This window comes from Psychrobacter sp. D2 (assembly GCF_013608135.1).
Classification (GTDB): domain Bacteria; phylum Pseudomonadota; class Gammaproteobacteria; order Pseudomonadales; family Moraxellaceae; genus Psychrobacter; species Psychrobacter cryohalolentis.
The window spans coordinates 90,908-112,898 of record NZ_JACDXZ010000008.1 but is presented as its reverse complement, the minus strand read 5'-3'; the positions used below and the strand labels follow the sequence as shown (position 1 = coordinate 112,898).

Annotated in this window: 18 protein-coding genes; 2 read left to right on the top strand and 16 right to left on the bottom strand. The window is 41.1% G+C overall.

Annotation, left to right across the window (positions count from 1 at the left end):
* Positions 1 to 50: 50 nt before the first annotated feature.
* The 9 genes from hisS to H0262_RS10680 form a co-directional block, all read right to left on the bottom strand.
* Positions 51 to 1,355, bottom strand: coding sequence for a histidine--tRNA ligase (gene hisS / locus H0262_RS10720; RefSeq protein WP_181210752.1), 1,305 nt, complete (start codon positions 1,353 to 1,355; stop codon positions 51 to 53).
* Positions 1,356 to 1,419: 64 nt separating this feature from the next.
* A complete protein-coding gene (gene ispG / locus H0262_RS10715) occupies positions 1,420 to 2,535 on the bottom strand; it encodes a flavodoxin-dependent (E)-4-hydroxy-3-methylbut-2-enyl-diphosphate synthase (protein ID WP_011279968.1) in 1,116 nt (371 codons plus the stop codon).
* A 91-nt stretch (positions 2,536 to 2,626) separates the two neighbouring features.
* The gene (locus tag H0262_RS10710; RefSeq protein WP_181210751.1) at positions 2,627 to 3,442 is read right to left on the bottom strand and encodes a helix-turn-helix domain-containing protein; all 816 of its coding nucleotides are present in this window, start codon (positions 3,440 to 3,442) and stop codon (positions 2,627 to 2,629) included.
* Positions 3,439 to 4,392 (bottom strand): type IV pilus biogenesis/stability protein PilW, encoded by a 954-nt coding sequence (gene pilW, locus H0262_RS10705; RefSeq protein WP_181210750.1) that lies wholly within the window; start codon positions 4,390 to 4,392, stop codon positions 3,439 to 3,441. The genes H0262_RS10710 and pilW overlap by 4 nt, the downstream gene beginning before the upstream one ends.
* A 102-nt stretch (positions 4,393 to 4,494) precedes the next feature.
* Positions 4,495 to 5,802 (bottom strand): RNA-guided endonuclease TnpB family protein, encoded by a 1,308-nt coding sequence (locus H0262_RS10700; RefSeq protein ID WP_181210749.1) that lies wholly within the window; start codon positions 5,800 to 5,802, stop codon positions 4,495 to 4,497.
* A gap of 322 nt (positions 5,803 to 6,124) precedes the next feature.
* A complete protein-coding gene (gene rlmN, locus H0262_RS10695; protein ID WP_181210748.1) occupies positions 6,125 to 7,366 on the bottom strand; it encodes a 23S rRNA (adenine(2503)-C(2))-methyltransferase RlmN in 1,242 nt (413 codons plus the stop codon).
* A 406-nt stretch (positions 7,367 to 7,772) separates the two neighbouring features.
* Entirely contained in the window at positions 7,773 to 8,204 is a 432-nt protein-coding gene (gene ndk / locus H0262_RS10690; RefSeq protein WP_055124481.1) for a nucleoside-diphosphate kinase, read from the bottom strand.
* 307 nt (positions 8,205 to 8,511) lie between these two features.
* Positions 8,512 to 9,801, bottom strand: a complete 1,290-nt coding sequence (locus H0262_RS10685; protein WP_011512996.1) for an adenylosuccinate synthase — start codon at positions 9,799 to 9,801, stop codon at positions 8,512 to 8,514.
* Between the two features lie 184 nt (positions 9,802 to 9,985).
* Entirely contained in the window at positions 9,986 to 11,290 is a 1,305-nt protein-coding gene (locus H0262_RS10680) for an ATP phosphoribosyltransferase regulatory subunit (RefSeq protein ID WP_181210747.1), read from the bottom strand.
* Between the two features lie 493 nt (positions 11,291 to 11,783).
* Here H0262_RS10680 and H0262_RS10675 point away from each other — a divergent pair, with 493 nt between their 5' ends.
* Positions 11,784 to 12,173, top strand: coding sequence for a DUF2237 family protein (locus H0262_RS10675; RefSeq protein ID WP_149492997.1), 390 nt, complete (start codon positions 11,784 to 11,786; stop codon positions 12,171 to 12,173).
* 61 nt (positions 12,174 to 12,234) lie between these two features.
* Positions 12,235 to 13,449, top strand: a complete 1,215-nt coding sequence (corA, locus tag H0262_RS10670; RefSeq protein ID WP_181210746.1) for a magnesium/cobalt transporter CorA — start codon at positions 12,235 to 12,237, stop codon at positions 13,447 to 13,449.
* A gap of 130 nt (positions 13,450 to 13,579) precedes the next feature.
* Here corA and H0262_RS10665 read toward each other — a convergent pair whose 3' ends face one another.
* From H0262_RS10665 to wbjC, 7 genes are all read right to left on the bottom strand, one after another.
* Positions 13,580 to 14,077, bottom strand: coding sequence for a phosphate-starvation-inducible PsiE family protein (locus tag H0262_RS10665; protein ID WP_011512992.1), 498 nt, complete (start codon positions 14,075 to 14,077; stop codon positions 13,580 to 13,582).
* 112 nt (positions 14,078 to 14,189) lie between these two features.
* Positions 14,190 to 15,086 carry a bifunctional methylenetetrahydrofolate dehydrogenase/methenyltetrahydrofolate cyclohydrolase FolD gene (folD, locus tag H0262_RS10660; protein WP_181210745.1) on the bottom strand — a complete coding sequence of 299 codons (897 nt, stop codon included), beginning with the start codon at positions 15,084 to 15,086 and terminating at the stop codon, positions 14,190 to 14,192.
* A 394-nt stretch (positions 15,087 to 15,480) separates the two neighbouring features.
* Positions 15,481 to 16,935, bottom strand: coding sequence for a capsule assembly Wzi family protein (locus H0262_RS10655; protein ID WP_181210744.1), 1,455 nt, complete (start codon positions 16,933 to 16,935; stop codon positions 15,481 to 15,483).
* A 38-nt stretch (positions 16,936 to 16,973) separates the two neighbouring features.
* Positions 16,974 to 18,497, bottom strand: coding sequence for a hybrid nucleoside-diphosphate sugar epimerase/sugar transferase (locus H0262_RS10650; protein ID WP_181210743.1), 1,524 nt, complete (start codon positions 18,495 to 18,497; stop codon positions 16,974 to 16,976).
* A 48-nt stretch (positions 18,498 to 18,545) separates the two neighbouring features.
* Positions 18,546 to 19,727, bottom strand: coding sequence for a glycosyltransferase family 4 protein (locus H0262_RS10645; RefSeq protein WP_181210742.1), 1,182 nt, complete (start codon positions 19,725 to 19,727; stop codon positions 18,546 to 18,548).
* 8 nt (positions 19,728 to 19,735) lie between these two features.
* Positions 19,736 to 20,866, bottom strand: coding sequence for a non-hydrolyzing UDP-N-acetylglucosamine 2-epimerase (wecB, locus tag H0262_RS10640; protein WP_181210741.1), 1,131 nt, complete (start codon positions 20,864 to 20,866; stop codon positions 19,736 to 19,738).
* Between the two features lie 10 nt (positions 20,867 to 20,876).
* Positions 20,877 to 21,989 carry a UDP-2-acetamido-2,6-beta-L-arabino-hexul-4-ose reductase gene (wbjC, locus tag H0262_RS10635; RefSeq protein ID WP_181210740.1) on the bottom strand — a complete coding sequence of 371 codons (1,113 nt, stop codon included), beginning with the start codon at positions 21,987 to 21,989 and terminating at the stop codon, positions 20,877 to 20,879.
* Positions 21,990 to 21,991 lie beyond the last annotated feature (2 nt).

Sequence of the window (21,991 nt, the reverse complement as noted above, 5' to 3'; positions counted from 1 at the left end):
ATACTTTTACCTGATCAATTTATGTTAAAGTGCTAATGCTACGCTCACTACTATTTATGGCGAGAAAAGTTATCTTTATCCGACAGCCAATCTTGCGCTGCTGTTTTTTGTTCGCCAGTTTGCATATCTTTGATGCTAATGGTTTTATCATCCAGCTCTTGCTGGGCGATAATAACGGTCAATGCAGCACCTGACTTATCCGCCTTTTTCATTTGTGCTTTTAAGCTGGTGGCACTTGCCATTTTGACGCGCAAATCTGGGCGGCTATAACGCAGGTTTTGCGCATAACTAATACCGGCACTATAAACCTCAGGATGGGCGACCACAAAGACATCACAAGCAGGCATGTCAGCAATAGGCGCGACAACTTCCATAAGAAGTAATAAACGCTCAAGCCCCATGGCAAAACCAACTGCAGGTTCAGATTTAACCGGTTTATTATCGCCTTTACCATCACGGTTATCAGCAGATTTTAGCTGTCCAACCAAGCCATCATAACGACCGCCGGCACAGACAGTTGCTTGACTGCCAAGCTTATCAGTAACCCACTCAAAAACGGTTTTATTATAGTAATCAAGACCACGCACCAGATGCGGGTTGATTTCAAAGTTGATACCAAGCTCTGTTAAATAGGCTTGTACTTGCTCAAAATGCGCCACGCTTTCTTCACCTAAAAAGTCAGCAAGCTTAGGCGCGTCTACTAATAGGGCTTGGGTGCTGGCTTCTTTGCTGTCTAAAATACGTAGCGGATTGGTCGTCAGGCGGCGCTTACTATCCTCATCTAACTGCTCTTGCTTATCGGTCAGATAGGTGACCAACGCTTCACGATAAGCATGACGCTCATCAATTTCGCCCAGACTGTTTAGCTCTAAACGCATCTCATCTTTTAGACCCAGCTCTTGCCACATCAAATGAGTCATCGCAATCAGCTCGGCATCAGCATCTGGTAAGGCACTACCAAAGCTTTCAACACCTATTTGATGAAATTGACGATAGCGACCCTTTTGTGGGCGTTCATAGCGGAACATTGGACCAATATACCAAAGCTTAGGCGTATCACCGCGTAGTAGATTGTGCTCATTTACTGCTCGTACTGCCCCTGCCGTTCCTTCAGGACGCAAGGTAAGCGGCGTTGGTGGATCAGATTTATCGGTAAAACTATACATCTCTTTTTCAACGATATCCGTAGCACCGCCAATCGCGCGAGCAAACAAATCGGTTTGCTCAACGATAGGCAAGCGAATATGCTCATAACCGTATCTGCCTAGCACATTAGCCAATATAGACTCTAGATACAGCCATTTTGCAGACTGTGCAGGCAAAATATCATTAAACCCTTTAATCGCTTTAATCATGGTACGGTTATGTCCTTTAATTTTTAATAAACAGCTCTATAATTTTTATTAATGAAACGCTTTATTATCTAACACGTATAATCTCGTTTTCGCGTTTTTTTGCCAATTCTTCTGCATGGGCGCGTACCATACCTTCTATCTCATCAACCAGATTATCTGTATCAATCAGATGACTTTTTTCGCCCATACGATAAACCAATGATTTTGGTGCGGCGCCAACAATACCGATATCAGCTTCCTTCGCTTCACCTGGACCATTTACCTTACAGCCAATCACTGATAAGTTCATTGGTTCACGAATATCCTCTAAACGCGACTCTAACGCGGTCATCACTCTAATCACGTCGAACTCTTGACGTGAGCAGCTTGGACAAGCAATGAAATTGACACCATTAGAGCGAATATTGAGCGATTTTAAGATATCAAAGCCAATCTTAATTTCTTCTTCTGGCTCTGCAGCTAAGGAGATACGAATCGTATCACCAATACCGTCCAATAATAAACCACCCAGCGCGATAGCAGATTTGACCGAACCAGTACGGTAAACACCAGCTTCAGTCACACCTAAATGCAGAGGATTATCAATTTGTGCTGAAATCAGACGATAGGCATCCATGGTCAAAAATACGTTACTGGCTTTAACCGATACTTTATATTGATCAAAATTAAGACGTTCTAATATATCAATATGACGCATTGCCGATTCGAGCATCGCTGCGCCATTTGGCTCTTTATACTTACGCTGAATGTCTTTTTCTAAAGAGCCAGCATTGACGCCGATACGAATAGGGATATTGTAGTGCTTGGCACAGGCAACTACTTCGCGTACTTTAGCGTCACTACCGATATTGCCCGGGTTAATACGTAAACAATCTGCGCCCGCTGCCGCAACGGCTAAAGCAATTTTGTGGTCAAAATGCACATCTGCTATCAAGGGTACGCTGACCAACTTGCGAATTTCACCAAACGCTTTAACGGTATCCATCGTCGGAGTAGAAACTCTCATCAAATCAGCGCCTGCTTCAACACAGCGCTCAATTTGGGCAACAGTCGCTGCCACATCACAGGTATCGGTATTGGTCATACTTTGCACACTAATCGGCGCATCACCACCAATCGCGACATCACCGACATATATTTTCTTCGTAAGACGACGGTTAATAGGTGCTGACGTTGACATAGACAAACCCTTTCATGAAAGCAGTAAAAACGAGAATAACAATAAAAACAAGGTAATAATATTTACTTTAAAAACTGAACCAATTGATAAATTAAGGTGCCAATTCAAAACTGGCTTGGCTACCATTTGCATAGCTGTTTAAAGCGACAGATTGCTGATTAAGCATCAGGCGCACGTTATTGATATCGTCGATCTGTACGTTAAACGGTGGCATACCTGATAACTGATAATCACCTGCATTCTGAGAGCCCGTGATCAAGCTGCTACCAGTAGCATCCGTAATAGTGACGACAGCAGCATCCGTCAGCTTAACATCCAAAGTGGCAGGAGCAACGTCGCCACCGCCTAAGTTTAGTGCTGAACCTGAAGCGCTAACACCTGTAACATCGGTATTAATAGCTGCGCCTTGTGCTTGTTCTACTGCTGAGATATCTTCAGAGTTAGATATAGGCTGCTCGGTATTTTCCTTGCTGGCATTACTAACCATACGGAATAGGAAAATCGCTAAAATAATGACACCGATCACTGCGATAATTAGTAGCGGATTAAAGCGAATACGATTGTGTGTATCGCGCTGTAGCGTACCCATAGGCTGCAGTGGCGACTGAGTATTATTAGCCGAACGCGATTTTAGCTCATTTGGGTAAGCGGCATCAAAGCTACTGGCTATTCTGACTGGGTCGAGACCCAAATATTTGGCATAGTTGATCGCAAAACCGCGCGCGAACGCCACTTGCGGTAAATCTGCGAAATCTTCATTTTCTAACGCTTGCAGGTGACGTTTTAAAATAAACAATTCATTTGCCGCGTCGTCCAAGCTTACTTGCTTAGCTTTGCGAGCTTGCTGCAACATGGCACCAAATGATCCCTGAGCGTTAAAGTTTGTGTTTGATGATGGGGTGGTCATTTCCATGGTGCCTCTGGATTGTTAAGCCAAGTCTTTAGTTGTTTTGCTTCATCACTTAATGGATAAGCAGATAAAAGTTGCTGTGCCAATTGTTGGCGTGTCTTGATGTTTTTTTGCGCTGCCGCCAATTTGATGCCTTGTAGGAGCAAGCGTGGACTCACACCCTGCCCTTGTACCAATATCAAGGTCTCATCATAGAGCCTTTGTGCCTGCTCAATACGCTGCTGCTCAAGTAATAAATCAACCAGTTCAATATGCGCAATAACACTATTTCGATTGCCATCTAGAGCCCGTAAAAAAGCCTTTGCTGCGGCAGGATGATCATTGAGCTGAAGGTAGGTACGACCTAAGTTCTCTAACGCCCCAATACGACCTTCGTAACCAAGGGCAGCACCAGCGATTTCAAACTGCTCAGCTGCCTCTTTATAACGCTTCATCTGCGATAAATACACGCCATAATTATTGTGAGCTTGGTCAAAATCTTTATCAAGCGCAATGGCTTTTTTGAAATATTGATCCGCTTTTTCAAGATTAAGGCGGCTGCCTTCTTGCTGCAACAAAACACCCATCATATCATAGGCGGGCGCATGACGGCTATCGGCAGCAAAGGCTTTTTCGAGCTGTCTTTGGGCAGCATCAAGCTCGTTTTTGCGGATATATTGTGCAGCAAGTGTCGTTCGAACGCGAGCAATTTCTTGCTGATCCAATTTACGGTTGTCATTGGGTTGCGTTGAGGTTTGATAAGGCGTGCCCGTTATTAGATCGTTGGTTGGCGTACTTTGACAGCCAACCAAGAATCCAGACAACAACATACTAAAGATGCCTACAACGTAAGCACGCTTTTTATTAGCATGAAAGACTGTAGAGCCTAATCGTTTTATCACAGGATAAAAGGGTCTTTTATAGTTGAACTGATAAGAGTTTTTAGAAGTCATCATGGCTACCATCATAAAACTATCATTCAATGCGTTCGATCATCGAGGCATCAGTTTATTGACATACTCACCCCACTTTCGCATTGCTCAAGTGGAGGATTCTAAGAGCAAAAGCTCTTAGGCGACTTCCTCACGGCTGTCACAATTTTTCTGTATCATCGGGCGACCTTTACCGCATCCTCCCTCCGCAGACAAAACGGCATGTCCTGCCGATAATATGTTACATGCCGCATTGAAGTCGGCATTTGCAACATACATGCATTTAACACACTCAAATTTTGCCTGAGTCCGTCTATTTTCTTTGGCAACATGTTTGCAGTTAAAACAGGTTTGACTGGTGTAGTTTGGATTAACCTTAATCACTAATCCACCGCGCCAATGTTGCTTATATCCAAGCATATCAATCATCATGCCCCAACCTTGATCTAGGATTGATTTATTTAATCCTGATTTAGCTCTGACATTACGACCTTTATTCTCCATCGTACCGCTTGCCGACCTTGACATATTGGCTATTTTTAAGTCCTCAACGACAATCATGGCGTGGTTTTTGCTGATCGTGGTGGTTACTTTATGTAAGTAGTCATGGCGAATATTGGCAATATGGCTGTGGAGCTTTTGGATTTTGTGGTTGTGCTTTTTCCAGTTTTGACTAAATAGAACTTTTCTACTTAATTGACGCTGTAATTTTGCCAATTTGACTTGATTGGCCTTAAAGCTGTTTTTGGGCTTGATGGTTTTATTTTCTGAGGTGGTAATAAGTTTAGTAATGCCTAAATCAACGCCTAGTGAGCTTTTAGAGGGGTGAATTGGGTTTTGTAGTAATTCTCGCTCAGTACCAAATGACACATACCATTGCCCTGATTTCTTGCTGATGGTAACGTTTTTAATGATACCGACAATCTCTTGGGATTTTCTAAATTTCACAAACCCAACCCCGTTAGGCAGCTTTACTCGATTGCCCTCAACACGGCAGTATTTATCAAATTGCACCAAGCGCATTGAGTCGCAGCGATCTGCTTTACGCTTAAACTGCGGCATTAAAGGTCGGTGCTGAATTTCTGTTCCATCAAGCAATTTAACAAACTTAGGCTTTCTAGGCTTCTTTTTACTTTCTTTAAATCTGGCATGTACTTTGGGGTCAAAGAATCGTGACCAAGCTGACGCGAGATCACGAACTTTTTGTTGTAGAGATACGGCGTTAGATCGGGATTTCAAAAAGGCAAACTCAGGATTGTTCTTCAGTCCAACAATCTTGTTAACCAAATTGATGGCATTAATAAATTCGTTTTTAGCAAACATCTCAAGCGAAAGTGCCAACATTTCATTCCAAACAAAACGCGCAGAGTCAACAAGACTGGTTAATATGACCACTTGTTCTGCATTAGGGCTAAGCCTAAATTTGTACGCCTTGTTGATTTTCATCAAATACTCTTTACCAATAAACGAATATTCTAATGTTTAACACTATACAGATACGTCATTTATTTTGGTATACTTTTAATGAGTGAGCTGTGTGAAAAAGACTAAAAACTATGTGAAATTTACCTACGACCTAGCTCGGGTGGAGCCCTCTTTAGTGCTTAGATAGACTGATAGTAACACGACACGCTACCACAATAAATTATTGATTAGTACTGCCTGCATAGTAGAGGCTACAAAAAATACTATAGTAGGATTCTCTTTAATACATCAATTCGTCTATAGCTACGTTAGATAGCTATAGCAGTCATTTTTATTAACCTAATTAACTATTCTCGCGATCTTTAATGCTTTGCTGCCATGCGGCTGAACGACGCGTTCTATCAGCAACTTGCCCAACCAATTGACCACATGCCGCATCAATATCATCACCACGAGTTTGACGTATGGTACAAACAAAACCGGCTTCACTTAATATATTACTAAAGGCATGAATACGATTATTACTCGACTTGTCATAGTTTGCATGTGGGAACGGGTTAAACGGTATCAAGTTAATCTTACTTGGTAAATCGCCCAATAATGCGACCAATTGCTCAGCATGCACATTACTATCATTGACGCCATCTAACATCACATATTCGATAGTCACGTGTTTCTTGTGGCGCGGGTTCACGTCAAAAACGTAATTTCTCGCTGCCGCCATTAACTGCTCTAATGGATATTTTTTATTAATCGGCACTAATTCATTACGTAGCTCGTCATTTGGCGCATGTAATGAAATCGCTAAAGCCACGTCAAGCTCCTGTGCCAACTCATACATTTTTGGCACCACACCTGAAGTCGACAAAGTAACACGGCGCTTTGATAAACCATAAGCATGGTCACTGAGCATCAATTCCATCGAGCTGACAACAGGACGATAGTTTAATAACGGCTCACCCATGCCCATCATCACCACGTTGGTGACGTTGTTTTCCCATAAACTATGGTCAACATTTTCTAAACTATCATTTTCATCGGTCATATAAGAAGCATTTGCCACCCATAATTGTCCAAGAATCTCAGACGCCGTCAAATCGCGCTCAAAGCCCTGCTTACCCGTACTACAAAAGCTACAGTCGAGCGCACAGCCCACTTGCGAAGAGACACACAAAGTTTTACGACCGTTTAATTTACTATCATCTGCGGGAATCAGTACCGTCTCAACCAACGAGCCACCCGTGACTTCAAAGACCCATTTACGCGTGCCATCATCACTATATTGACGATGAATCACTTTTGGCGGAATGACGCAGGCATTGGCTGATAATTTATCACGCAAAGATTTACTTAGATTGGTCATTTGCTCAAAATCAGTGACACCCTGCTGATATATCCACTTGATGACTTGCGTCGAGCGAAACGGCTTTTCGCCAATACTCTTAAAGTATTCCGCCAGCTGCGCTTGTGTCATACCTAGTAGATTGGTTTTCGCCTGCGCCTCGTCTACTAATTTTATACTCTTAGTAGTCTTAGCAGGTACGTGTTGGACGTCAGTTTGAATAGGAGTTTGAGCAGTTGACATAATAAATAACCTTTTTGCATCTACTGGTATGAGCGATGCAATTGTTGAGATGGGTGTTGCTAAACGTACTCAATATATGAGTGCATGAGCAATCCGTTATGAGCGCATTTTTTACCAAAAACTGAAAGTAATATGCTGATAAAGGATTGATAACGCTATATAAAAATAATAATGAGGGAGAAAAGTTAAAATTTCAATGCATAGCCAGACTATTATAATAGCTAAAACGGCTTATACCAAAAGATATAAGCCGTCTTGCCACACTAATAATTTATAGTCAATTTTATAAGCTATTAGTGCATAGTGAATCAAATATAGAGCTGGTACAAGGAAGACAAGCGCCAATTGTACATTGAGTACATTAAGCGAGTCTGACACCGTAACAGACTATATTTGGTTTACTATATTAACGCGTACGTGCACAAACTTCTTCTTCATTGAAGAAGTAGCTGATTTCACGTGCTGCTGATTCAGCTGAATCTGAACCATGAACCGCGTTTTCGTCGATGCTGCTAGCGAAGTCAGCACGAATAGTGCCTTCAGCGGCGTCTTTTGGGTTAGTAGCGCCCATGATGTCGCGATGCTTAGCGATCGCATTTTCGCCTTCTAATACAGATACCAATACTGGACCTGAAGTCATAAATGACACTAGATCGTTGTAGAATGGACGCTCAGCGTGCTCAGCGTAAAAACCGCCCGCTTTTTTATCATCAAGTTGCATCATTTTAGCGGCAACAATTTTTAGACCTGATTTTTCAAAACGATCGTAGATAGCGCCGATGTTGTTGCCAGCGACTGCGTCAGGTTTGATGATAGATAAAGTACGTTCGTTAGCCATGAAAAGCTCCTAATAAATAAGTGAGAAGTTAAATAATTTACGTTGTCTGTGATCACTGCGCTGAGCGAATTCATTTATGCATGTCCAATGCGGATACGCAATACGAAAATACAGTGCTCAGCGAATGATTGCTGCCTATTATAATGATTAAGACTGTAAATGATAGGATTAATTTACGGTTGTAACTTGCACAAAAGTAAATTGGATAAGCTTTTACTGCTCATCAATCTTTGATTTATCAAAAACAAAACCCCAATGTTTGGCATCAGGGTTTTGTGAATTAAACATACAATAGCGTTATAACCAATTAAGCGTCATACGGATCGCGTAATACGATAGTCTCTTCACGATCAGGACCGGTTGAGATGATATCAACTGGGCAACCAATCAATGCTTCGATACGTTTGATGTATATTTTGGCGTTTTCAGGCAGCTCATCGTAGTTAGTGATACCGACCGTTGATTCGCTCCAGCCTTGTAGCGTTTCATACTTTGGCGTTACCGCTTCGTAGAACTCTGCATCGTGCGCGCCTGCACACTCAGTCTCAGGTAAGTTATAACCCACACCGATTAGTAATTCTTCTAGACCATCTAATACGTCAAGCTTGGTTAGGCAGATACCTGACATAGAATTCAGTACAACAGCACGGCGTAATGCTTCAGCATCAAACCAACCACAGCGACGCGCGCGACCAGTCGTGGCGCCAAACTCATGACCGACTTTGGCTAAATGTGCACCAACATCATCAAATAATTCAGTTGGGAATGGACCGCTACCAACACGGGTGGTATAGGCTTTCGTGATACCAAGGACATAATCCAAATATAATGGACCGATACCCGTACCTGTAGATACACCACCAGCAGTCACGCTTGAGCTGGTTACAAACGGATAAGTACCGTGGTCGATATCAAGTAATGTGCCTTGTGCACCTTCAAACATTAGGTTCTTGCCAGCAAGGCGCAATTGGTTCAAATCTTCAGTGACATCAGTTACCATGCCTCTGATTTCTTCTTTCCACTCTTTACAAAGCTTAAGCGTCTCATCAAAATCAATCGCTTCAACTTTATAATACTGAGTCAGTTGGAAGTTATGATATTCGATTAAGTTACGTAGTTTTTCTTCTAAGTCATCACGGAACAAATCAGCAAGCTTGATGGCACGGCGCGCAACTTTATCTTCATAAGCTGGTCCAATACCACGACCAGTCGTACCGATTTTACCACTACCGCGCTTGGCTTCACGCGCTTGATCAAGGGCAACATGATATGGCATGATTAATGGGCAGTTAGGAGAAATACGTAGACGCTCACGAACTGGAACGCCATTCTCTTCTAAACCTTTCATCTCTTTAAGTAGTGCATCAGGTGCTAATACCACACCATTACCGATGAAGCAGGTAACGCCTTCACGCAAAATACCAGATGGGATTAGGTGTAAGACGGTGGTTTTACCATCTACAACTAACGTATGTCCAGCGTTATGTCCGCCTTGGAAGCGTGCAACTGCTGAGGCTTTTTCGGTTAGTAAATCGACGATTTTACCTTTACCTTCATCGCCCCATTGGCTACCTAAAACTACGACATTCTTACCCATGATAAATCCTTACCTTAATATATTGAGGTGTGTGCAATAAGTGTTTAAAACTACCTATCAAAACGAAAGTAATGCTAAAAACGATACTTTAAGCAAAGTATGTTTTTAACGACTTAATCACTAAATATCTTTTTATAGCAAACGCTTTTTTTATAGCATTTATAAATGTTAAATATTTTCAAATTTAAACTGCGTGTAGCTGCCATTGGTTATCGACAAGGCTTAAACGATGAGTCATACCCACTGGCATATCTTTTGCCGTTAATGGCATGGTCACGCGATAGTCTTGCTGACGTAAGCTTGCCACTTGCTGTAATAATAGCTGCAGCTGCTCATTTTCTAAATCCTTGAAAGCGTCATAATCAACCAGCACAATAACAGGTGCATCAAGCTGAGTATGCGCGAGCAAACGGCTGACATCCATACTAAAGCCGGTCGCTTGACGTGGCTGATTCGTGGCTAATTGATTACTTTTCATACCATCAAAGCGCCCGCCACGTACCAGCGGCTGAGTTTCACTATTGATATAACCATTGAACACAATGCCCGTATGATAATGATAGCCTGATAGCTCGGTCACATCGATACTGACCGCACACTGCCACTGTACTTGCAAGTGCGCTTTTAGACGTTGCAGCTCATCAATAGCTGTGACAATTTGAGTGTCTTGTTGCGCATTCTCTGACAATCTGCCAAGCAGATTTGCAATGTCATGACCAAAGCGCGCCAAGGTATAAAAATCGCTACCCAGCGGTAGCGCTTGGCAAACCTGCTTCAGCTCTGGCAAGTTCTTATTGGCATAAAGCTGCATCAATTGCTCAGTATCACTTTCTGATAATACTGCCAATTCCGCCAAGCGCTTAAATATCGCTACATGACCCAAATCAATGTGTAATGCTGCGCTCATCTCTAGGCTATTGAGCATGCTAAATAAAACATCAATCAGCTCAATATCTGCTGCAATGGACTCACAACCAAATATCTCAGCGCCGAGCTGTAGTGGTGTACGAGAGCCAAAAAGGCCCGATGGCAAGGTATGAATGACATCGCCTGCATAGCAATAACGCGCGATTCCATCACCGCCATGATGTGCATCAATACGCAAAATCTGCGGCGTAATATCCGCGCGTATACCCATCAATCGACCTGTTAGCTGATCGATAATCTTAAAGGTTTGACGCTTTAGATCTTCTGAGGCACCGCTCAGTAGCGATTCGGTAAACTCAATCATTGGCGGATTGACCAACTGATAGCCATGGCTGATAAGTTGCTGGATCAATTGATGTCTAAGCACTTCTTGCTTATGGGCGTCTTCAAACAACACATCAACCACCCCATCAGGCAGCAACCAGCTATTAGCAACATCGCTGGCAAGATTGCTTAAATAAGGTAAACGATTAGGTGCGGCGGTATTATCAGCGGGCTGAGTAGCCGCTTGCTTGAGGGTATTTTGCAGGGCATGTTTTGCAGAATCAGAACTGGCAGACACAATAAATCCTTGTTTGGCGTATCGCTTACCAAAAGCGCGGTAGAGATGCGGTACTTAAAGGTTATATTTCCAATTGCATAGATATCAGGCGTTTTTTATTTTTCACGCGCAACATCACTGACCCAATTATTGATAAGCAAACTAGGTAACCGCAAAAGGGTGAGTAATAGTATAAGTTGGAATGATAAGACGAGTATCTTTATGCGCTAAAAAATTATGATAAATAATCAAGGCACTTTATGCTTTAGTTTAGCATAGCAGCCACGCTTCGCCTAGTGACAATTAACGGCAATCGCCATCTAATTTATTCTAATAACCTTAAAAACCGTCTTTTTTATGACAGATTTATCATCATTAATACCGTATTTTTATAGAGAAAATATAGCGTTAACGGCGCAATATTTTGTCTAACTATCTGCTGCATCTATCGTTGAATAACGTCTTAGATCTATACTCATGTTACACTAGCCTATACTTTTACTTTGGAAGCCTTATGTCATCTGATTATCATCCAAATCCTGCTACTAACCAAGCAAATGTGCTTGGCACTGCCCTAGCCAGCTGTTGTTTTGATCCGCTTACCGGTTATTATCGCAATGGTTTTTGTCATACGGGCAACCATGATGTTGGTCAACATACTGTTTGCGCCAAAATGACCAGCGAGTTTTTAAACTTTTCAGCCAGTCGCGGTAACGATTTGATTACGCCATTGCCCGAGTATGGTTTCGCCGGTCTGCAACCAGGTGACTACTGGTGTATTTGTGCGTTACGTTGGGTTGAAGCACTCGATTTAGGCATGGCACCACAAATCAAGCTTGAAGCATGTCATGAAAGCTTATTAAACTTGGTCGATATTGATACGTTAAAACGCTTTGCCTTGTAATCCGCATCAGTTGCAGAAGTTATTTTATATTTATTTTTATACTTAGACAGAAGGAGTAGGTATGAACCAAGATGATGACCTGCTTGTCAAAACGGCAACGCGTATCACACCTGAGTCTAATGTCAGTCTTATTGACGCCACTATCATAGACGAGCACTCCTATTTAGACAATTATGACAGCTATATCTATGGCGATTCTGATGCGACGGTCGAGGACACTATTGAGACCATGACCGTCTATGATCCAGACTCTGAGCGCTATGAGGATATTGAGCCACTCAGTGCTAATGAAGTGGTCAATTGTTATGCTTATTCCCGTAAAACCGGTGAGCAGCTGAACAAAATAGCGCTCAGGGATGTCAGTCGAGCCTTGAGCAATAGCGGCCAGTTTATCTGGTTAGGTCTTTATGAGCCTAGCTTGCAGACAATATCCGAGGTAAAAGAAGCTTTTGATCTACATGAGCTTTCAATCGAAGATGCTTTTGCCGATCATCAGCGCGCCAAAGTTGAAAGTTATGATAATGATACGATATTTGTGGTATTACGTACCGCTAAGCTTGAAGGTAATGTCATCCGCTACGGTACTACCGCGATATTTATGGGTAAGAACTATCTGATTACGATTCGTAATGGTCCGTCTAACTCCTATGCGCCAGTACGTGAGCACTGCAATCGCCGCCCTGAAAAACTGCGTATGGGACCTATATTTGTCTTGCACGCTGTTATTGATTTTATCGTCGATAACTATATGCCAGTGACCGACCGCTTAGGCAGCTATTTACGTGAGCAAGAGCGTAATATTTTTACTTATGAATTTAATAAAGAAACGCTTAGAAATCTATATGAATTAAAATCACAATTGGTGCATATGCGTGCAGTTATTTTACCAGTGCAAGATATCTGTAGCTTTTTTATAAACCATCAAAAAAGCGATTTAGTCTCACCATTTTCGCATGCTGCAAAACCCTACTTTCGAGATGTGAATGACCATTTACTGCATTCTTTAGATGCCATCAATGGTTTAAATGAGATGCTAAGTGTGGTGATGAACACCTATCTTGCGATGGTAAATATGGGACAGAATGAGGTGGTTCGCAAGCTTGCGGCTTGGGCAGGTATTTTGGCAGTACCGACAGCGATTGCGGGTATCTATGGGATGAACTTCGACTTTATGCCTGAGCTACACTGGCAATATTCTTACTTTATCATTATGGCAGTTATCATTTCACTATGTAGCTTTTTATACCTTAACTTTAAGCGCTTGGGCTGGTTATAAACCCGCTTTTTAGATAAAAAAAAGGGCTTCCATATATATGGAAGCCTTTTTTTTATTAACAGATATTAACTATCGTTAGTAACTCATCGACACCTATCATCCCTTTATTCATGATATTTATCGAAAATAATTATTTAAGAGACTGTTCATTATCAACACAAGGCAAGTGATGCTCAGTACTGGTCACTTGATGGTCTTTCAAATAATCTTCTGGTCGCCCAAACATCTTAGCTGTCCAAGTTAATATAACAATTGACGCACTCAGCACCATAATGGCAAAGGAAATCGTTGCTAGCAGCCATAAGTGAAAGTTATCTGATACCGCCTGTACATCGACGACTAAATGTCGCGATAACGCCGTAATCGCAATAAATATCAAGAACTGCACTGGCAAACGATGAGTCTTAAAATAGATCCCAATCATCGCTAACAGCTCTAGATAAATAAAGAGTAATAAGATGTCTTTCAAATCTGCTGAACCTTTTTGAAAGATCACAAAGAATTCTTTGCCCGCTGTCCAAACTACTACTACACTGATTAAAAATAAGATTATGTAATGAGAGACATCGACGAACTCTCTACCAATACCTTGTAATCGCTCATGAATACCCACGTTATTTTTAGCCATGTTAGATCCTATCAACGGTAAAGGGGTTGATTTAGCCTGAGTCTTTGTGCTGTCTACTGTGAAGTCTCAGGCTCCTTATCTATCGGCAATCCGTGCTCTTATGATTAACTCATTAACTATTGTCTAAACCGGCAGCTTTTTCAGCAGCATCAACGGTCTGGCGAATAAGCGTATTAATCGTCATAGGACCAACGCCACCTGGTACTGGCGTATAAGCACTGGCAATATTTTCTACACCTTGCAGCTCGATATCACCGACACCGCCATTATCAGTTGGATGGAAACCTGCATCGATAACCACAGCCCCTGCTTTAATCCACTCTGCTTTAATCAATTCAGGCACGCCCACTGCCCCAACCACGATATCAGCACGCTTAATATGAGACTCTAAATCTTGCGTTCTTGAATGGCAGATTGTTACTGTACAGTTGGCATTTAATAGCATCATAGCCATTGGTTTACCTAAAATTGCACTACGACCTACAACTACGGCCTCCAAACCAGCCAGCTCAATATTATGATGCTCTAGTAAATGCATGATACCTTGCGGGGTACATGAGCCATAAGCGGACTGTTGCATTGCCATACGACCAAAGCCCAGACAGGTCACACCATCGACATCTTTTGCCAAGTCAATCTCCTCAAAGCAAGCTCGCTCATCGATATGAGCCGGTACTGGATGCTGCAGCAAAATACCATGAACGTCTGGATTGCTATTCAGCTCGTCTATTTTTGCCATCAGCTCTTCAGTCGTCGTTACACTTGGCATTTCAACCCGAATAGAATCCATACCGACACGCTTACAAGCATTGCCCTTCATACGCACATAAGTCGCAGACGCAGGATCGTCACCAACCAATATCGTCGCTAGGCTTGGTGTACGTCCTGTCTTAGCTTTAATAGCGTCTACACGCGTACTCAGTTGCTGTTCTATTTGTTTGGCAAGTGCTTTACCGTCCAAAACGGTAGCAGATCCTTGGGCAGTTGACGTAATAGACGCAATTGACATAGTAACTCCAATAGAGGGTGCGATAAAAAAAGTAAAGACAGCGCCGCAATTGCTTGCATGCCTGTCTTATCCTTGATCAAGGTATGATTGATACTCATATTGTACCTGCCTGAGCCAAAAAATCCTAGCACCCTATATTCGATTCAATTTAAAAAGAACACCGTACTGCTGGGATAAATTTTACGAAGCCTCTGGAGTGCGAAGCGCACAGCAAGCGAGAGAAATTTATCCCAGCATAATGCTATTCTAAGCATAAATCCTTTATATTGAACTCACTATATTAAAAAGCCATAAGTAAAAAACAATAACGTGACCATAAAAAAGTCGATCTATTAAATATTAATAGACCGACTTTTTGTTTTCAAGTACTGTCGTGCATTGATTAAGCAAGCATTTAATAAGTCTGCAGCTCAATACCTACACCTACGCCGACATCAGTCGACTGGATATCTGAATCTACGGCCCAAATTCGGCTAGAAATAAGCGTTTGAGGGTTGTATTGATGCTCCCAAGCCACATCGATACCAGTCAACTTATCAGTCGTTGGGAATGCTTGATTAATGGCCTCATTCGCTTGATTGACTTCTGCATGCTGTAGTTTTGCATTAATAAAATTACGATTGTCTAGCCATAAGCGACCACCAAGTGCGATACTTTCTGCATCGCCACCTAATGCATAGCCTAATGGGAAGCCTTGCTGATAATAGCCATCCGTATAAACAAAGTGGTCATAGGAAATACCTCGAACTTCACCACTAGAGCGAGTATCTGTATACTCCGCATAAAGCTGGTAAGGTTTGCCATAAGCGGCAGATGCATAATCAACACCAGCTAAATACATACTTTTAGCTGGTAAACCGCCTGCTTCATCTTCACCGACATACTGTGCATAAACGCTAGCAGGCATATTCACCAATGGTGCCAATTTTAAGCGAGCATCGAAACCACCAAGCTGATTGGCTGGATCATTGGCTGCCTCAATACTATTAGTTGCTTCGTTATCTTTGGTTCCTAAGAGAGCATCAGTAAAGGAACTAAAACTCTGTGGACGACCTTCACCGCCCCACATAAAGGTACGAGAAGCACCGACTTCTAACCATTCCCGTGGACTAGCAGTCAGCCTCGCACCAAATAGCTTAGCATCAGGAATGGCTTCATAATCCTCTAGCTGACCGGCAAATAGCTGATACTGCCAAGGCCCGACCCACGATAAATATGGGAATGTCGGAGCAGTTTGCTGATCGCGCTGCATGGTAAAACCTGCGACCGGCAAGCTTGCATCGCCTCGAATAAGGCTACCATCATGACCAGGTCCCCACCACGTTGGAATTTTACCCGCGATTAACCACTGATTGGCAGCAGTACCAGCAAGGTATGAGCCCTCAAAGCTAACATCTGAGCTGTCATCGATAAGTTTGTCATTTTTTAAATTGGCTTGTAAATTAAATTCCCACTCCGCTTCGCTAAGCGACACGCCAACGCTTGCTTGTTGACCGGCAACTTGATCATCAGCAAACTTTTGTGGTAGCTGATCTCTGTCGGTTTGTATATGCAGTGCTGCCGACCCTTTTACCACTGAGTTGCGGTTCTGATTCAATCGTGCTTGTACCGAATGCAGGATCTGCTGCTGCGCTGGCGTCTGGGCATTGGCCGTATACAAAGCGCGCTTGATCTCATTGGCAGTCAGCGGCCAAGTACTGGTGCTAATCTGCACGACCCCTTGAGTATTCAGCCAGTCAAGATCTGCCTTAAGCTTTAAATCGTTCATATACAGGTTTTGTGCAGATGCCAACATCGACACTGTTGATAAGACACTCAAACTTAGGACCAGACTTAGCTTTTTATACATGATAGGTTACTTCCAAATAACTAAAATTATATTCATTTTCATTTAACTGCATCGCCACTACCTTTACCTAAAGCAGTACTCAGTATATAAGAAAAATAGTTTTTAAGATTGAGATTATCAATCATTTCTTTGTCTTTTTTAGCTAAGCGTTCAGGTGTGGACATATCGATACCACTCAATTGAGCCAGACCCGTAATACCTGGTAAGACCTCATAAACTCCCATCTTATCTCTAGCCGCGATAAGCTCTTTTTGATTAAACAAGTTGGGTCTTGGACCTACCAAGCTCATCTCACCTTTTAATACGTTAATAAGCTGTGGTAGCTCATCTAGCTTTGTTTTACGTAGTACTTTGCCTAATTTTGTTATCGAGGTATTGTCAACAAGGTGACTGGCAACAGACTCCGTACTCACCTTCATCGTACGGAATTTGATCAGTTTGAATGGTTTCTGATCTTTTCCCACTCGCTCTTGGATAAACAAAGGCGAGCCTGTATCTAAATAACCAATAGCGGTCGCACTAATTAACAATGGTGAGGCTACTACTAGACCGGTCGCTGAAAAAACGATATCTAAGGGTCTCTGTAAAACCATAGACTTAGGAGCCATTAAGTTTGATTTATAAGATTTAGCAGTCTTTTGGATCGACTCACTAGTAGAATATTTAGGATGCCAACCTAACAAGGTTTTAGCCTTACTAATATCTACTTGTAATGAGCCTGATAGCCTTTGCGCCACACCTGACTTGCCAATTGCACTCGCTGCCGTGTTAATAAATTCAACAGGTATATTTAACGCTTTATTTTTGACACCCAAACCTTGAGATATCCCTTCTAACAGATCAGCAGTAGATATATCATCATCGTCAGATATAAAAAACACTTCATTTTTAGCATTTTTATGTTCTATACAGTTAACAATAAAATCGACCAAGTTGTCTACTGATACTAAGCTACGCAAGTTATGCTTGATTCCACCTATTGGTAGAGGAATACCTTTATAAGTCCATTTCATTAAAGAATGAAAGTTACCTTTTACATTTTCACCATATACTAAAGTAGGGCGAATAATCACAACTTCTAATGATGTCGTCTCTGCTAATGCAAGCAGACCCTGCTCGGCTTCATATTTTGAGATACCATAAGGGTCGATAGGATTAGGTTTAGAGTCTTCTGTATATGGTTTACCAAGCTCCGTACCTTCGCCATTAACTTTTATGGAGCTAATAAATATAAATCGCTTTACACCTGCTTTGATAGCTTGTTGAGCTAGATTTAAGGTCCCTTCTACATTTATTTTACGAAATTCCATTAAAGGGTCAACAGACTTGTCATCCATCACATGCACGCGAGCAGCTGTATGAATAACTACGTCTATATCTTTAAAAACATTAGTCAATGTCGGCTTATCTTCTAGATTGTTTATGATCCTATATTCACAGCTAAGCTTCCTTGAAGGAATCTTACGAACACTAGCTACAACTTTATGTTTAGTGTTATTCAGCAAGTTGTTAACTAATGACTGACCTACGAAACCGTTAGCACCAGTTACTAATATATTCATTGATTAACCTTAATCGTATTTATATGGTATCCGTGTATTAAAATAGACCTAAAGTGAGCGAATAATATCTAAAATTTTATTCATCGCAAGCTCAGATGAGTACTTATCTACTAAAACTTTCCGTGGAGAATTGAATTCTTTAATACGAATATCGGCTACTGCCTTATCTAACATTTCAGCTATTGCTACAATATCATCAGTTTCTACAGCCCATCCTATATTGTTTTCTTGTACCATCCGATAAGTTTCAGAGCTTTTATCCATAATGGTAAATATTAGCTTGTCTGCTGCCATCGAATAATAAGCTTTACTCGGCACACCTAAACCAAGCATCCCATCCGCCAAAGTAACAATAGATATATCACAAGCATTTAAGCCAAGAGACTTCTTGTCTTGAGATACTGGCCCGTAATATACGATATTCTGATTATTTGACTCCCTGATCAACGATTTCAATTCATCGACATACACACCATCCCCAATGAAAATAAATTGAGCCTCATCTATCCTTTTCATTAGTTTAATAGCTTGCATCAGCTTAGAGATACCCTGCACTCTTCCAATATTGCCGAAAAACTGAAATACTACTTTTCGATTACTCTGCCAATCTAGTTCATTTAAAATAGAGTTATCACTTTTCGATTGTAAGGCAATATCACTTTCATCAATCCAGCTAGGTATGACAGTTATATGATTATGATTGGTTTTTCTATAAACCAGACTTTCCATATCTCTGCCAATAACAATAATTCTGTCAGCACCAGCATATACATCATCAAAAACACGTTTTAATAATTTGTATCCAAGATTATTATTTTTTATTATCTTTGCGGGAATTAAGTTTTCTGGAAACACATCGTGAACTAAGAGCACCCACTTAAATCCTATTAGCTTTTTTAAAAGATGGATGATAATAAGTAGTAAAATAGGAGTTGTACTAGTAAATACTATATCGTCTTTTTTAATATGTTTGGCACAGTTTTTAAAAAAACTAAATCCTATGAGTAATTCATAAGACGATCTACTTACCAGTCTTTTCTTATCAAAATTTATTCCCTTGACATACAAAGCTTCAGGTTGATTAAGTACCTTCTCATCAATTTTAGTTAATAAGGTTAGGTCTATATCTTTTTGTTTACTAAGAAATTCATATAGCTTACCAAATAGATAACCCGTTGTATTTTGAGAGGAGTCATAAAAATCTGTAATCAGATATAATTTGTTAGACACATTCATTCCTAATATTTTTTCCAAATAACACGATTAATATAATCAGTATAACTCAAAATAATTCTGACTACTTTCTCACTGACATTTGGCATACTATAATCATCTACCAAGCGTAATGAACGCTCCTCACCCCGTGATTGTGACTCTAAAATATCTAGACCCTGTAAAATGCGTTTAGCAGTCAACCCTACCATCATCACAGCAGCTTCTTCCATGCCTTCGGGACGCTCATGGGCTTGGCGTAGATTTAGCGCCGGAAAGTTTAAGATAGAAGACTCTTCATTAATCGTGCCGCTGTCTGATAAAGCTGCTTTAGCGGCAAGTTGAAGCTTATTATAATCACTAAATCCTAGTGGCTTAAGTAATTGAACAAGTGGATGAAATTTGATATTCAGCTCTTCAATACGGTTACGAGTACGGGGATGCGTAGAAACGATCACTGGAAATTGATATTTCTCTGCGACTGCATTGAGCATATCCACCAAATCTAAAAAATTCTGCTCAGAATTGATATTTTCTTCGCGATGAGCACTGACGATAAAATATTGCTGCTCTTTAAGCCCTAACGTTTCTAAAATATCAGACGCTTCAATTTTAGCTTTATAGTGATTTAGCACCTCAAACATGGGGCTGCCCGTTTTAATAACTAAGTCTGCAGGTAATCCTTCTGCGAGCAAATAGTCACGAGCAATAGTACTATAGGTTAAATTAATATCTGCTGTATGATCGACGATACGGCGATTAATCTCCTCTGGTACGCGCATGTCAAAACAGCGATTACCCGCTTCCATATGGAAAGTAGGAATTTTACGGCGTTTAGCAGGAATGACAGCCATACAACTATTTGTATCGCCGAGTACCAGTAAAGCTTCCGGCTTCACTTCTTCTAAAACTTTATCGACGCCTATAATGACGTTACCGATAGTTTCAGCACCCGTTGCGCCTGCCGCATTTAAAAAGTGATCAGGCTTACGAATCCCTAAATCAGTAAAAAATATTTCATTGAGTTCATAGTCATAGTTTTGACCCGTATGAACAATTATGTGATCAAAATATTTGTCACATGCTTGCATGACTCGAGACAGTCTAATAATCTCCGGACGTGTCCCTACGACCGTCATTAGCTTTAACTTATTCATAATACAACTCTTATTCTGTTATTGGCATGGCATATGTATCAGGTTTTTCACGGTCAAAAATCTCGTTGGCCCATAGCATAACGATCATTTCATCCTCACCTATGTTAGTAATATCGTGAGTCCAACCTGGTACAGTCTCGACAATTCGTGCTTCATCACCGTTCGTTTCTAATTCATAGTATTCGCCAGTAACGATATGCTTAAATTTAAATAACGCATTGCCTTTAATGACTAAAAACTTTTCAGTCTTACTATGATGATAATGTCCACCGCGAGTTATGCCTGGATGCGCAGTGAAATAGGAGAACTGACCAGCATCCGGTGTTTTAAGCATTTCTACAAAGACACCGCGCTCATCACCATGCCTAGCTACCATATAGTCAAATTGACTGGGCTGCAAAAAACTTAAATAAGTAGAGTACAAAGCTCGAGTTAAACTAGTACCTACTGGCAGCGTTATCAATGTATCACGCGACTGTTTAAACTCTCGCAGAGTGTCCGCTAAATCACCAACCGTAATTTTATATTCTGGCTCAATGACAAAGTATTGCTCTGGTGAATAATGACCTGCAATCATCTGCCAAAATGTCTCTACCACATCGTCTATATAAACTAAGCGAATAACCGCATCAGGATTATTGATTTGAATGGGTAAATTATTAGCAATATTATGGCAAAAAGTTGCTACCGCCGAATTATAGTTAGGGCGTGACCATTTACCAAATACATTAGCCAAACGACAGATATATACTGGATTACCTTGATTCTTATTTAAATCAATTAATACCTGCTCTCCGCCGAGTTTACTTTGGCCATAAGCATTGTCTTGCTCTGCTTGAATAGATGAAGATAAGATGAACGGAGTCTTTTTATTATGCTCGCTCAATAGATCAGCAATTTTCTGCGTCAAGGTAATATTACCCTCTACAAACTCTTGCTCATTTAATGGACGATTAACCCCCGCTAAATGTATGATCCAATCTGCTTTGATAACCGCATCTTTTAACTCATCTTCACTAGAACGACGGTTAAAACATAAGATACTAATATCGTCTTGTTCGGATAAAAACTGAATAAGATTTTTAGCAATAAATCCATTAGAGCCAGTCACTAAAATATTCACAA